General features: G+C 63.8%; 13 protein-coding genes. 8 read left to right on the top strand and 5 right to left on the bottom strand.

Features of this window, described 5'->3' with window-relative positions; genetic code table 11:
• The first annotated feature begins 57 nt into the window (after positions 1-57).
• The 4 genes from XH83_RS01795 (at position 58) to XH83_RS01780 (ending at position 2,822) form a co-directional block, all read left to right on the top strand.
• Complete coding sequence (locus XH83_RS01795; protein ID WP_194405404.1) at positions 58-627, top strand: pyridoxamine 5'-phosphate oxidase family protein; 570 nt, start codon at positions 58-60, stop codon at positions 625-627.
• 85 nt (positions 628-712) lie between these two features.
• Positions 713-1,318 (top strand): 3-isopropylmalate dehydratase small subunit, encoded by a 606-nt coding sequence (gene leuD / locus XH83_RS01790; RefSeq protein WP_194405403.1) that lies wholly within the window; start codon positions 713-715, stop codon positions 1,316-1,318.
• 81 nt (positions 1,319-1,399) lie between these two features.
• On the top strand, positions 1,400-2,185 hold the full coding sequence (locus XH83_RS01785; protein ID WP_194405402.1) for a hypothetical protein: 786 nt from the start codon (positions 1,400-1,402) through the stop codon (positions 2,183-2,185).
• 217 nt (positions 2,186-2,402) lie between these two features.
• Positions 2,403-2,822 (top strand): hypothetical protein, encoded by a 420-nt coding sequence (locus tag XH83_RS01780; protein WP_194405401.1) that lies wholly within the window; start codon positions 2,403-2,405, stop codon positions 2,820-2,822.
• Between the two features lie 82 nt (positions 2,823-2,904).
• Here the strand turns inward: XH83_RS01780 and XH83_RS01775 are convergent, their stop codons facing one another.
• Positions 2,905-4,581 carry a PAS domain-containing methyl-accepting chemotaxis protein gene (locus XH83_RS01775; RefSeq protein ID WP_194405400.1) on the bottom strand — a complete coding sequence of 559 codons (1,677 nt, stop codon included), beginning with the start codon at positions 4,579-4,581 and terminating at the stop codon, positions 2,905-2,907.
• Positions 4,582-5,102: 521 nt separating this feature from the next.
• On the opposite strand from XH83_RS01775, the gene XH83_RS01770 reads away from it, so the two are divergent.
• On the top strand, positions 5,103-6,074 hold the full coding sequence (locus tag XH83_RS01770; protein ID WP_194405399.1) for an AraC family transcriptional regulator: 972 nt from the start codon (positions 5,103-5,105) through the stop codon (positions 6,072-6,074).
• A gap of 81 nt (positions 6,075-6,155) precedes the next feature.
• Here the strand turns inward: XH83_RS01770 and XH83_RS01765 are convergent, their stop codons facing one another.
• Positions 6,156-7,037, bottom strand: a complete 882-nt coding sequence (locus XH83_RS01765; RefSeq protein WP_194405398.1) for a CoA ester lyase — start codon at positions 7,035-7,037, stop codon at positions 6,156-6,158.
• A gap of 133 nt (positions 7,038-7,170) precedes the next feature.
• Between XH83_RS01765 and XH83_RS01760 the strand changes: the two genes are divergently transcribed.
• Positions 7,171-7,815: a carbonic anhydrase gene (locus XH83_RS01760; RefSeq protein WP_194405397.1), complete on the top strand. Its 645-nt coding sequence runs from the start codon at positions 7,171-7,173 to the stop codon at positions 7,813-7,815.
• 129 nt (positions 7,816-7,944) lie between these two features.
• Here XH83_RS01760 and XH83_RS01755 read toward each other — a convergent pair whose 3' ends face one another.
• Entirely contained in the window at positions 7,945-8,979 is a 1,035-nt protein-coding gene (locus tag XH83_RS01755) for an aspartate-semialdehyde dehydrogenase (RefSeq protein WP_194405396.1), read from the bottom strand.
• A gap of 116 nt (positions 8,980-9,095) precedes the next feature.
• Here XH83_RS01755 and XH83_RS01750 point away from each other — a divergent pair, with 116 nt between their 5' ends.
• Positions 9,096-9,887, top strand: coding sequence for a hypothetical protein (locus XH83_RS01750; protein ID WP_194405395.1), 792 nt, complete (start codon positions 9,096-9,098; stop codon positions 9,885-9,887).
• A 157-nt stretch (positions 9,888-10,044) separates the two neighbouring features.
• A complete protein-coding gene (locus XH83_RS01745; protein WP_194405394.1) occupies positions 10,045-10,428 on the top strand; it encodes a hypothetical protein in 384 nt (127 codons plus the stop codon).
• 70 nt (positions 10,429-10,498) lie between these two features.
• Here the strand turns inward: XH83_RS01745 and XH83_RS01740 are convergent, their stop codons facing one another.
• Together XH83_RS01740 and leuB are read right to left on the bottom strand one after the other, a co-directional pair.
• The gene (locus XH83_RS01740; protein ID WP_194405393.1) at positions 10,499-11,134 is read right to left on the bottom strand and encodes a DapH/DapD/GlmU-related protein; all 636 of its coding nucleotides are present in this window, start codon (positions 11,132-11,134) and stop codon (positions 10,499-10,501) included.
• A 119-nt stretch (positions 11,135-11,253) separates the two neighbouring features.
• Positions 11,254-12,366: a 3-isopropylmalate dehydrogenase gene (gene leuB, locus XH83_RS01735; RefSeq protein WP_194405392.1), complete on the bottom strand. Its 1,113-nt coding sequence runs from the start codon at positions 12,364-12,366 to the stop codon at positions 11,254-11,256.
• Positions 12,367-12,409: the final 43 nt, after the last annotated feature.

Genomic DNA, 12,409 nt, shown 5'->3' with positions numbered 1-12,409 from the left:
TTAGCCGCATGCTAGCTTTCCGTCGTTATTTCGTCGCTGCGCAGAGGACGCACGGGCATGGGCAAGCAGTTCACGCGGATCGAGCCGGAGCACAGGGCTTTCATCGAGGGGCAGAAGATCTTCTTCGTTGCCAGCGCCCCGCCCAAGGGACGCATCAACGTGTCCCCCAAGGGCCTGTCCTCATTCCGGGTGCTCGGAGACAATGATGTCGCCTATCTCGACGTCACTGGCAGCGGTAGCGAGACGCGCGCGCACCTGATGGCTTCTGACGACAAGCGGCTGACCATCATGTTTTGCGCCTTCGATGGCGCCCCGATGATCCTGCGCCTCTATGGCCAAGGCCGGTCGCTCATGCGAGGCACGCCTGATTACGCCGACCTCGCCCCTCGGTTCGAGGACGTCGCCGGGGCACGTCAGATCATACGCCTCTCGATCGACCTCGTGCAGACGTCGTGCGGCATGGGCGTGCCACTGTTCGACTACAAGCAAGAGCGTGGCAGCCTCGTGCGCTACTGGACCAGGCAGGGCCTCGACAATTTGCGAAAGTACTGGGGCCTGAAGAACGTGAAGAGCATCGACGGTCTGCCGACCGGCTTTGCGCCTGACCGGATGGCTCCTCAGGGCTGACAGACCAAGATTGCCGATTCCGGCCTAGGATTTGTGTGCCAACCGGGCTAAACAGCCCTCCCTGAGACAAACCGGGAAGCCCAAGATGGACAAGTTCACCACGCTGGAAGGCGTCGCGGCGCCGCTGAAGATCATCAATGTCGACACCGACATGATCATTCCGAAGCAGTACCTGAAGACCATCAAGCGCACCGGCCTTGGCAAGGGGCTGTTCTCCGAGCAGCGCTACAAGGACGACGGCAGCGAGAACCCGGATTTTGTGCTGAACCAACCCGCCTATCGCAACGCGAAGGTGCTGGTCGCTGGCGACAATTTCGGCTGCGGCTCGAGCCGCGAGCACGCCCCCTGGGCGCTGCTCGACTTCGGCATCCGCTGCGTGATCTCGACCTCGTTCGGCGACATCTTCTACAACAACTGCTTCAAGAACGGCATCCTGCCGATCCGCGTCTCCCAGGAAGACCTCGACAAGCTGTTCGACGACGCCGAGCGCGGCGCCAACGCGACGCTGACGATCGACCTGCCGAACCAGGAAATCCGCGGGCCCGACGGCGGCAAGGTCATGTTCGAGATCGACCCGTTCCGCAAGCACTGCCTGATCAACGGCCTCGACGACATCGGCCTGACGATGGAGAAGAAGGCCTCGATCGACTCTTACGAGGACAAGCTCAAGCGCGAACGCGCCTGGGCCTGAGATCGCTCTTTGCTTCGAGCCCCGGTGCCGTCAGCGCCGGGGCTTTTTCTTTGCCTTGGTTATCCCGTATAGCTTCGCCGCATGCTCCCCGAGATCGTCACCTTCTGGCATGGCCCGATGGATGCGCTGCGCCAGACCTGTCTGCGCTCGCAGTTAGCTGCCGGCCACAAGGTCACCGTCTACAGCTTCGACACCATTCCCGGCCTTCCCGCCGGCGTCGCCAACGCGGATGCCGAGGCGATCCTGCCGCATGCGTTCTCAGAACGGCTGCGGCCGCCGCAGCCGGACGGCAGCTGGCGCGACTGGACCATTCTGCAATTCAGCGACTTCTTCCGCATGAAGCTGATGGCGAAGGGCCTCGGCCTCTGGCTCGATGCCGACGTGCTGCTCTTGAAGCCCGTCGAGATCGATCCGGCAAAACCCTATTTCGCCTGGGAGCGGCCGCGCCAGCTCGGCAATTCCGTGATCTATCTTCCGCCCGCGCACGGCATCGTCGCCGCCTTCGAAGAGCTGATGGAGCAGGAGGAGCTGACGCCGAACTGGCTGTCGATCCGCCATCGCGTCACCTTCATGATGCGACGCCTGCGCGGCGGCTCGAACCGCCTCTCGGACATTCGCGTCGCGATCTACGGACCCGCAGCCTTGACCGCGCTGGCGCGCCGCACCGGCGAATTGCAATACGCGCTGCCGAAGCAGTCGTTCTATGCCGTGCATGCCGAGCCGAAATTGTTCTTCGATCCCTCGAGCTATCTCGGCCTCGTCACCAGCCCCGAGATCATCGGCCTGCACATCTCGCCCAAGGGCCGCGGCGGCGAAAAGCCGATCCCGGGCAGCCTGTATGCCTGGGCGACGGAGCGGTTTGGCTAGGTCTCGTGCCCCGGACGCAGCGCAGCACCCCCTGGTGATGCGCTGCTGAGCCGGGGCCCAGCGCAGCGGAAGAATGGGTCCGGCTCTGCGCAGCAGCGTTGCACGCTGCAGCGCGTCCGACATGAGCCTCGGGCACTCCCAGTTTGATCCAGCGCAACGCGCCCCTGCATCATTGTGCTTAATTCGCTCCAGTTCCGCTGTCCGAAGGGAGCTTTCCATGAGCACCGCAAGCAGGCCATATCCGATCGTCCAGGACCTCATCGAGTCCTTTGCGAGCTGGCTGAAGCATCGCCGCGAGATGAACGAGATGCGGCAGCTCGACCGCGCCGATTTCGACCGGATCGCGAGCGATTTGCGGATCGCGCCCGACGATCTGGAAGAGCTGGTCCGTCACGGCAGGCATTCCGCCGACGAGCTGCCCATGATGCTGCAGCAGCTCGGCATCAGCGCCGAAGGGCTCGGCCGCGCGCAGCCGCTGCTGCTCCGCGACATGGAGCGGGTCTGCTCGCTGTGCAATCACAAGGGACAATGCGACCGCGATCTCGCCGACGGCACCGCCGCGGAGAATTATCGCGGCTATTGCGCCAATGCCTCGACGCTGGAATCGCTCGACCGCGCCGACGTCGCACCGCGCTGAGGCGGCGCAACGGATTTTCCGACCGGAGACGTCTGTCTCCATTTGCGTAGCGGAACGCGCGCCGACGCATCAGGCCGCCTGATCAAGCCCGATCGGCCATCGCAGCGGCCTCGGCCGCAGCGCGCTGCATGCTGGTCGACATCTCATTCGTCACCGTGCTCTGCTCCTCGATCGCCGCGGCGGTCGACGTCACGTACTCACTGACATTGTTGATCGCCTGCTTGATCGCACTCAGGGCACTGACGACATCACCCGATATCTGGTTGAGGCTGCCGATTTCCTGGGCGATCTTGTCGGTCGCCTGCTTGGCCTGGTTGGCGAGGCCCTTCACTTCGGAGGCGACCACGGCAAAGCCGCGGCCGGCTTCACCGGCACGCGCCGATTCGATCGTCGCGTTGAGCGCGAGCAGATTGATCTGCCCGGTGATGTTGTTGATCATCTCGACGATGCCGCTCATTGCCTGCGCGGCGTCGGTGAGGCGCTGGGCCTGCGCATCGGCGGAGGCGACCTGCTCCACCGCGCCGACTGCGGTTTCGCGCGACTTGGTCATGGCTTCGGAAATCTCCCGCACCGAGGCGTTGAGCTCTTCCGAACCGGCTGCGACCGATTCCATCATGGCGCGGACGCGCTCGTTGCCCATGCGGACCAGCACCTGCTTGGTGGTGTCGGTGGCGTATTTCACGACCTTGAACGGCTTGCCGTTGAGGTCGAGGATCGGATTGTAGGAGGCCTGGATATAGATCTCCTTGCCGCCTTTGCCGATGCGTTTGTATTCGGCCGCCTGGTATTCGCCGCGATTGAGCCCGGCCCAGAACTCGCGATAGGCGGCACCGTCGCGCTCACTGGGCTCGACGAACATGCTGTGATGCTTGCCCTTGATCTCGGCCAGCGAGTAACCGAGCGCACCGAGGAAATTGGCGTTGGCGGCGATGATCGTGCCGTCCATGTTGAACTCGATCACGGCCTGCGCCTTGTCGATCGCCGCGATCTGACCGGCGAGATCGGCATTCTGCAGCTTCTGCGCCGTGACGTCGGTTGCGAACTTGACGACGCCGAAGGGCTTGCCCGTGTCGTCCATCACCGGGTTATAACTCGCCAGGATCCACACCTCACGGCCGCCCTTGCCGATGCGCTTGAATTCGCCGGCCTGGTACTCACCGCGGTTGAGCTTCTCCCAGAACTCGCGATAGGCCGCGCTATCGCGGTCTGCCTGCGGCATGAACAGGCTGTGGTGCTTGCCCTCGATCTCGGCCAGCGAAAAGCCGAGAGCCTTGCAGAAATTCTCGTTGGCGGTGACGACGGTGCCGTCGAGCTTGAACTCGATCACGGCCTGGGCCCGATTGATGGCGGCGAGCTTGGACGCATCGGCCATGCTGCGCAGCTTCTTCGCCGTGATCTCGGTTGCGATCTTGACCACCTTGACCGGCCTGCCGGCACCATCGAGCACCGGATTGTACGACGCCTCGATCCAGATCTCATGGCCACCATTGGCGAGGCGCTTGAATTCGCCTACCTGAAATTCACCGCGGCGCAGCGCCGCCCAGAACGCCTGATAATCCGCGCCCTCACGTTGGTCGACCGGCACGAACATGGAATGGTGCTTGCCCTGGATCTGATCGAGACCATAACCGAGCACGGTCAGGAAGTTCTTGTTGGCCGCGAGGATCGTACCGTCCATGGTGAACTCGATCATGGCCTGCGAGCGACCGACCGCATCAATCTGCGCCTGCGCATCGCCGTGGGACTTGCGACCAAACATTCTTTTGCTCCGAAATTGTCGTTGCGTCCGCAACGCATGCGCGAACCGGACTTCAGCACGCATTGTCTCGCCGCGGAGCGCGCTCGGTTGGAGCGTCGCTCGACGGGCAAGCCGTGCGAATGAAGCAGATATCTGAATCGAATTATCAGAGTATTTGTCCGATCGCAGACACAATGGCCGCATTTTGCCAGGCCGATTAACCTGACTGCGACACACGACCACCTCGGCCGCGTCGCTGATGCTGAACTGCGAAGCTCACGCTAAATTCGTTATCGGTATTCGGCAAAACGCCGATCGCCAGACATCGAATGCCCAGCTCGGAAGCCCGCACATGGCTGGTCTGCGAGCGAAACGAAGCGATCTTCGTCGCACGAAGATCTCCGGCAATTTGTCGCAGGAGCGAGCAAGTGGCCGCATTTCGCTTGGCAACGGATCGTCACGCTCGCTAGCTATTCCCTGCAATCTCCAATTGGTAGCACTCGGATTCCGATTCGGTAGTTTGAGCGTTTGGGGAAACTGATTTGGGCGCCGTCTCATACCTTGACCGCTATCCCTTGCTTCGATCGCGTGACAGCGAGTTCGCGCGCGATCGCCTGTTCTCGGCGTATGGTGCCGACCGGTTTGGCAAGCAGGGGCATGAATTCGGCATCCAGGCCAATTTTGCCCGCCTGAATTCCATCGGCCTCGCGTTCTGCGCCTATGACGGCGCGGCATCCTTGTCATTTCCTGAATCGCAGATCCTCCGCCAGTTCTTCTCCATCCAGGGAGCTGCGGGCTTCAGGACCAAGGGGAATAGCCGGCCTCTCGAGGCCTGGAGTCCGATCATCTCCGGAGACGCCAGGCTCGATCTCGACTTCGCACCGGGCTACCGCCAATTGGTGCTGAGGATCGATGTCCCGGCCATCTCGCGCCTGTTGAACAGCCTGCTCGGCGACGATTGCGGCATGACCTTGCGTTTCGCCTCGGGCGACGCCGACCCGGCGGTCATGACGCAGATGCGCCATGACGTTTTCAGATTTGCCGAGGAACTGGAAAGGTTCGGGCAGGATTACTCGCCCATCGCCATCGCCGAACTCGAGCGGGCGCTGATGGTCCGGATTCTCCTGGCGCATCGACACAATTTCTCCGATCGGCTGCAGCGCTCCGCGCCGAGAACCAACCGGTCCGTGGTCGACATCGTGGAGTCTTATATCGAGGCCCATTGGGACGAACCTCTCGATCTCCAGGTAATCGCCGAGGTCGCCAATGTGAGCTTGCGGACGGTGTTCCGCGAGTTCGCCGAGTCCGGACGGGGATCACCAGGCCAGTTCGCGCGGCGCGTCCGGCTTCATCGCGCGGCAGAGCTGTTGCGACGGCCTGATGCGCAGACCAGCGTGCTGGCCGTGGCCTTCAAATGCGGCTTTCGAAATCTCGGACGCTTCGCATCCGAATATCGTCAGGCCATCGGCGAGCTGCCATCCGAGACGCTGAAGAATTCGCGACGACGGCAATAAGGGACGCAGGCAGGCGACAGCGGCGCCTCGCTGCGCGTGAGCGAGGCCTGGTCGCGAATGGCGCGGCGACGCGATAGGCCTTCAGCCCTTCCCCATCGCCGCGATCGCGTCCGCGATGGCGATCGTCCGGCGGGCCATGTCGGCGTGCAGGCGTTCCACCATTGCACCATCGAGGCGGATCGCGCCGCGCGAGACATTCTCCGGCAGCTCGAACGCCGCGATGATTTTTCGCGCGCGCGCGACTTCCTCCTCCGGGGGCGTGAAGATCGCGTTGCAGGCGTCGATCTGCGAGGGGTGGATCAGCGTCTTGCCGTCGAAGCCGAGATCGCGGCCCTGCGCGCATTCGGTGGCGAAACCGTCGGGGTTGGCGATGTCGCTGTAGGGGCCGTCGAGGATTTCTAGGCCATGAGCGCGGCTCGCCAGGATGCAATGGGTGATCATCGGGATCATCGCGGCGCGGCCGGGCAGCATCCTGATCCGCGTCTCGCGCGAGATGTCGTTGGGGCCGAACACGAAGCCTTCGAGCCGCCGCGACTTATCGCGCCCGGCCTCGGCGAGCTCCTCCGCATGCAGCACGGCGCGCGCCGTCTCGATCATGGCCCAGACCTTCACCGTCGGCGCCGCGCCGAGCTCGGTGAGACGCAGGCCGATCGTGTCGAGATCTTCGATGCTTGAAACTTTGGGAACCAGGATGCCGTCGGGCGAGGCCTTGGCGGCCATTGCGACGTCATCGGCCCACCAGGGCGTGTCGAGGCCGTTGGTCCGGATCAGAATCTCGCGCTTGCCAAAGCCCTTGGCTGCGATCGCGGCGGCGATGCCGTCACGCGCCGCCGCTTTGGCATCGGGGGCGACGGAATCCTCGAGATCCAGGATGAGGCCGTCGGCGGCCAGATTGCGCGCCTTTTCCAGCGCGCGGGGATTGGAGCCTGGCATGAACAGATGGCTGCGGCGCGGGCGGGTCATGCGGGCGTTCCTTCCGGTTGTCTTGGCGGTTGTCTTGGCGGTTTCCTAGCGGCGTCCTCGCGGAGCGGATAGCACTTGGCCTGCCTCTTCGAAAGGCTTGTTCACCCCAGCGGTATATGATTAGGCATAGGCCATGATGACATTCCCGAAGCATTTGCTGGAAGGCTACCAGGCCTTCGCCACCCAGCGGCTGCCGACCGAGCAGACCCGCTATCGCGAACTGTCGGTGAAGGGACAGTTCCCGGAAGTGATGGTGATCGGCTGCTGCGACAGCCGCGTCTCGCCCGAGGTGATCTTCGACGTCGGCCCAGGCGAATTGTTCGTGGTCCGCAACATCGCCAATTTGGTGCCGGTGTATCAGCCCGACGGCAACGCGCACGGCGTCTCGGCGGCGCTGGAATATGCGGTGACGGTGCTGAAGGTGAAGCACATCGTCATCCTCGGCCACGCCCAATGCGGCGGCATCCGTGCCTTCGTCGACAAGATCGAGCCGCTGACGCCCGGCGACTTTATCGGCAGATGGATGCAGATGTTCATCAAGCCGGGCGAAGTGGTCGAGCAGCGCGACCACGAGACCATGGCGCAGTTTGTCGAGCGCATCGAGAAGGCCGCGGTGTTCCGCAGCCTGGAAAACCTGATGACGTTCCCGTTCGTGCGCAAGGCCGTGGAGAGCGGCCAGATGCAGACCCACGGCGCCTATTTCGGCGTCGCGGAGGGATCGCTGTTCGTGCTGGACAAGACGAGCAAGGAATTCAGGAACGCGCGGGCCGTGGCGTAGGCCACCGCTCTCGTAGGGCGGATTAGCGAAGCGTAATCCGCCGGCGTTCGTATCGCGAAGGGAAGCGGCGGATTACGCCAAGCGGACTGCGCTTCGCGCAGCCGCGGGCTAATCCGCCCTACGGCAGCGTCAGGCCGCCTGCTTTTTCGCGCTGATCAGCTTGCGGTTGATCAGGACTTCGGCGATCTGGATCGCGTTGAGGGCTGCGCCCTTGCGGAGATTGTCCGACACGCACCACAGCGCGAGGCCGTTCTCCACCGTCGCGTCCTCGCGGATGCGGCTGATATAGGTGGCGTCTTCGCCGGCCGCCTCATACGGCGTGGCGTAGCCGCCGGGCTCCTGCTTGTCGATGACGAGACAGCCGGGCGCCTTGCGCAGGATATCGCGGGCTTCGTCGGCGCTGATCGGATTCTCGAACTCGATGTTGACCGCCTCGGAATGGCCGACGAACACCGGCACGCGCACGCAGGTGGCGGAGAGCTTGATCCTGGGATCAAGGATCTTCTTGGTCTCCGCCATCATCTTCCACTCTTCCTTGGTGTAGCCGTCCTCCATGAAGACGTCGATCTGGGGGATGACGTTGAAGGCGATGCGCGCAGGAAACTTCTTATTGACGATCTCGCTGTTGGTGTAGACGGCCTTGGTCTGCGAGAACAATTCGTCCATCGCATCCTTGCCGGCGCCCGACACCGATTGATAGGTCGAGACCACGACGCGCTTGATAACCGCCTTGTCGTGCAGCGGCTTGAGCGCGACGACGAGCTGCGCGGTCGAGCAGTTCGGGTTGGCGATGATGTTCTTCTTCTTGAAGCCTTCGGTCGCGGCAGCATTCACCTCGGGCACGATCAGCGGCACGTCCGGGTCCATGCGCCAGGCCGAGGAATTGTCGATCACCACCGCGCCGGCGGCGCCGATCTTCGGCGACCATTCCTTCGACACCGAGCCGCCCGCCGACATCAGGCAGATGTCGACATCGGAGAAATCAAAGTGCTCGAGCGCTTTGACCTTCAGGGTGCGGTCGCCATAGGAGACCTCGACGCCCATGCTGCGGCGAGAGGCGAGGGCCACGACCTCGTCCGCGGGGAATTTGCGCTCATCCAGGATGTTGAGCATTTCCCGTCCGACATTGCCGGTCGCGCCGACGACTGCGACTTTGTAACCCATCGTTCACTCTCCGATGAAAAAGCCCGTTCCTGAAGCTGACGCTTAAACAGGAAGAGCAGCGCTTCTATGCGAGAACCGGCCTCAAGACAACGTGGGACCATGCCGGATGGCCGTGGATGCAGTCGCCTGAGGCCAGCATGGCCGCAATCTCGACCCGGACCAGTCTCCATCTGGCATTGGCAGCCTTCGCCGACGAGGTGGTCGGCACGCTGGCGCGGCTGTTCGCCTATGTGGGGACGCTGGCGCTGTTTGCCATCCTCGGCCTTGCGGCGCTTGGCCAGCTGCCCGATTTGCGCGGCGACGAACCGGCGCCGGGGAAGGCTTGGAGCGTGGCCGACCGCTCGCATCCGGCCTTCGCTCTCAGTCGGCTTGATTCGTCAGAAAAAACAGCCTCTTACACCATCCTTCGGCATCTCGCAGGCGGTCGCAGGGACGTCATGCGCTGGACCGGCGAAGCCGACAAGGTGCTGGCCGAGCTCGAGATTTACCGGGAGGGCGGCGAATTCGACTTGGGCCGTCCGGCAACCATGGATCTCGCCGTCCAGATGGGTCTGAACGCGGCGACCCCGCTCGAGCAGGCCGGCCTGATCGACACCAAATTCGGCCCCGTGGCGCTGTTCCGGCCGATGGGCACGACGGGGACGCCGGCCTGCCTCGGCTACCTCAAGCGCAGCGAGGAGCCTGCCTTGCAGATCTCCGGCTTCTCCTGCCAGGGCAACACCCTGCCCGCCCAGCGTGCGGCCGTTGCCTGCACGCTGAACCGGCTGACGCTGCTCACCTCCGGCAACGAGCCGAAGCTGGCGGACCTGTTCGCCCGCGCCGAGCTGAAGCGCCGGGCTTGCGACCTCCAGGGCTCGCCGGACTGGCTGCTGGGCGCCGCGAATGCGCAATTGCGCGGGGCGCTCTAGTCCGCATCAAGCTCAAGTGGCTGGTATTGATGCAACTTTCGCCGACGCGCGCGATTATTTTCGAGCTGGTGTGACCCAATAGACCTAGTTGCGCTCACCCCGGCCGGGCTAGTATGGGGTGACATCGACTGGCGGTGCGCCGCCTGAAGGGGACGTGATGAGCTCGAAATTCTCTGCCATATTGGCGACCTTGTTTGCTGCGGGCGCCGTGATTGCCATGTCCTCTGTCCTGGCGACGCCGGCTTCGGCCGACAACAAGACCAAGCGCTATGACGAGCGCGGCCGGCACTATTACGGCCCGGCGGGCCCCAACGCCGTCTATCAGCAGGGCCGCACCCGCATCTATGTCAGCAAGCGCTCCTGGCTCGACGGCGGCACCGAGGTGAATCCGGGCGACCGCAAGTTCAGCGACTACGCCTTCCCGCCGGCCGTGGGCTATCCGTCCTTCGCCCGCGAGAACCTCAATCGCCCGATCGACCGCCAGCCGCTCTCGCCGCCGCAGGATATCGGCGGCTACCCGCAGAATTTCCCGCTGTACTGAGCGGACGTCACGACCGAATCAAAAGGCCGGGCTCGCGCCCGGCTTTTTTGTTTGGAGAGCTGCCTGCGCCTCACGCATTCGCCGCAGGGTCATAACGCCGACAGAACTCCTCGATCGCCTCGGAGCGGAAATCGGCGAGACGTTCAAAGATGAGCTCGTCCGGCCAGTCCCACCAGGCGATGCGGTGCAGGCTTGCCGCGACCGCGTCGTCGAAGCGCTTGCGGATGGCGCGTGCCGGCACGCCGCCGACGATCGTGTAGGGCGCGACATCACGGCTGACGACCGCGCCTGCCGCGATCACCGCGCCGTCGCCGACGTTCACGCCCGGCAGCAGGATGGCGGCGTGGCCGATCCAGACATCGTTGCCGACGATGACGCGATCGCCGCGACGATCCGCGAAGAAGTCGCGGTCGCGGCTCGCCGACGCCTCGTAATATTCGGGGACATAAGTGAAGCGGTGCTGCGAGGGGCGGCCCATCGGATGATTGGGCGCGCCGATCCGCACCGAATTGGCGATGGCCGTGAACTTGCCGATCACGGCATCGGCGACGTCGCAATTCTCGCCAAGATAGGAATAGTCGCCGAGCGAGGCGTATTCGATGCGGGTGTTGGCGAGAATTTCGCAGCGGCGCCCGATCTGCGCTTCGCGCCGGCGCACCGTGTCATGGATGATGGTCTCCGCGACCTTGGGGCGGGGTGAATCCATGAGGCGGTCTCCAATGAGGCCGTAGCCCGGATGGAGCGAAGCGCAATCCGGCAAGGTCTGTCTACGGGGTGAGAACCCGGATTTCGCTTCGCTCCATCCGGGCTACGATTCTTCCCGCCTTACCCGTGCAGCTTCTGCAATTCCTTCAAAATCGCTTCACCCATCTGCGTGGTCGAGGCAGCGGTCGTCCCCTCCGACTTGATGTCGGCGGTGCGCAGGCCGCTCGCCAGCACCGCGGCGATCGCAGCGTCGACCTTGTCGGCGAGATCGCCCATGTCGAAGGAGTAGCGCAGCGCCATGCCGAAGGACGAGATCATCGCGATGGGATTGGCGAGGCCTTGGCCTGCGATGTCAGGCGCCGAGCCGTGCACGGGCTCGTACAGCGCCCGGCGCTTCTTGGTCTTGACGTCGACCTCGCCGAGCGAGGCCGAGGGCAGCATGCCGAGCGAGCCGGTCAGCATCGCCGCGATGTCGGACAGCATGTCGCCGAACAGATTGTCGGTGACGATGACGTCGAACTGCTTCGGCCATTTCACCAGCATCATGCCGCCGGAATCGGCGAGCTGATGCTCGAGCGTGACGTCAGGATATTCGCGCTTGTGAACCTGAGTCATGACCTCGTTCCAGAGCACGCCGGACTTCATGACGTTGCGCTTCTCCATCGACGTCACCTTGTTCTTGCGCTTCCTGGCAAGCTCGAAGGCGACGCGGCCGATGCGCTCGATCTCATAGGTGTCGTAAACCTGGGTATCGATGGCGCGCTTCTGGCCGTTGCCGAGATCGGTGATGGTCTTGGGCTCGCCGAAATAGACGCCGCCGGTGAGCTCGCGTACGATCATGATGTCGAGGCCCTCGACCGCCTCGCGCTTCAGGCTCGAAGCCTCGGCCAGCGCCGGGTAGCACACGGCGGGACGCAGATTGGCGAACAGCGCGAGATCCTTGCGCAGGCGGAGCAGGCCGGCTTCCGGGCGCACCTCGTAGGGAACGGCATCCCATTTCGGACCGCCGACCGCGCCGAAGATGATGGCGTCGGCGGCCAGCGCCTTGGCCATGTCGCCCTCGGAGATCGACACCTTGTGCGCGTCATAGGCGGAGCCGCCGACGAGGCCGGTATCGGTCTCGAACTTGGCGATCCCGGCCGAATTGAGCCAGTCGATCAGCCGCTTCACCTCGCCCATCACCTCGGGGCCGATACCGTCGCCGGGAAGCAGCAGCAGTTTGTGGGTCGCCATGGTCGTTCCTCTCAGGTCGAATTCGGCCGGAGTGCTAGAGCGG

Source organism: Bradyrhizobium sp. CCBAU 53351 (assembly GCF_015291745.1).
In the GTDB taxonomy this organism is placed as follows: Bacteria; Pseudomonadota; Alphaproteobacteria; order Rhizobiales; family Xanthobacteraceae; genus Bradyrhizobium.
The sequence above is the reverse complement of the archived record's forward strand: the minus strand, read 5'-3'. Positions and strand labels throughout refer to the sequence as shown.

Coding starts and splice junctions, on each gene's coding strand:
- XH83_RS01795 (WP_194405404.1), top strand. CDS start 58: ATGGGCAAGCAGTTCACGCGGATCGAGCCGGAGCACAGGGCTTTCATC.
- leuD (WP_194405403.1), top strand. CDS start 713: ATGGACAAGTTCACCACGCTGGAAGGCGTCGCGGCGCCGCTGAAGATC.
- XH83_RS01785 (WP_194405402.1), top strand. CDS start 1,400: ATGCTCCCCGAGATCGTCACCTTCTGGCATGGCCCGATGGATGCGCTG.
- XH83_RS01780 (WP_194405401.1), top strand. CDS start 2,403: ATGAGCACCGCAAGCAGGCCATATCCGATCGTCCAGGACCTCATCGAG.
- XH83_RS01775 (WP_194405400.1), bottom strand. CDS start 4,581: ATGTTTGGTCGCAAGTCCCACGGCGATGCGCAGGCGCAGATTGATGCG.
- XH83_RS01765 (WP_194405398.1), bottom strand. CDS start 7,037: ATGACCCGCCCGCGCCGCAGCCATCTGTTCATGCCAGGCTCCAATCCC.
- XH83_RS01760 (WP_194405397.1), top strand. CDS start 7,171: ATGATGACATTCCCGAAGCATTTGCTGGAAGGCTACCAGGCCTTCGCC.
- XH83_RS01755 (WP_194405396.1), bottom strand. CDS start 8,979: ATGGGTTACAAAGTCGCAGTCGTCGGCGCGACCGGCAATGTCGGACGG.
- XH83_RS01750 (WP_194405395.1), top strand. CDS start 9,096: ATGCAGTCGCCTGAGGCCAGCATGGCCGCAATCTCGACCCGGACCAGT.
- XH83_RS01745 (WP_194405394.1), top strand. CDS start 10,045: ATGAGCTCGAAATTCTCTGCCATATTGGCGACCTTGTTTGCTGCGGGC.
- XH83_RS01740 (WP_194405393.1), bottom strand. CDS start 11,134: ATGGATTCACCCCGCCCCAAGGTCGCGGAGACCATCATCCATGACACG.
- leuB (WP_194405392.1), bottom strand. CDS start 12,366: ATGGCGACCCACAAACTGCTGCTGCTTCCCGGCGACGGTATCGGCCCC.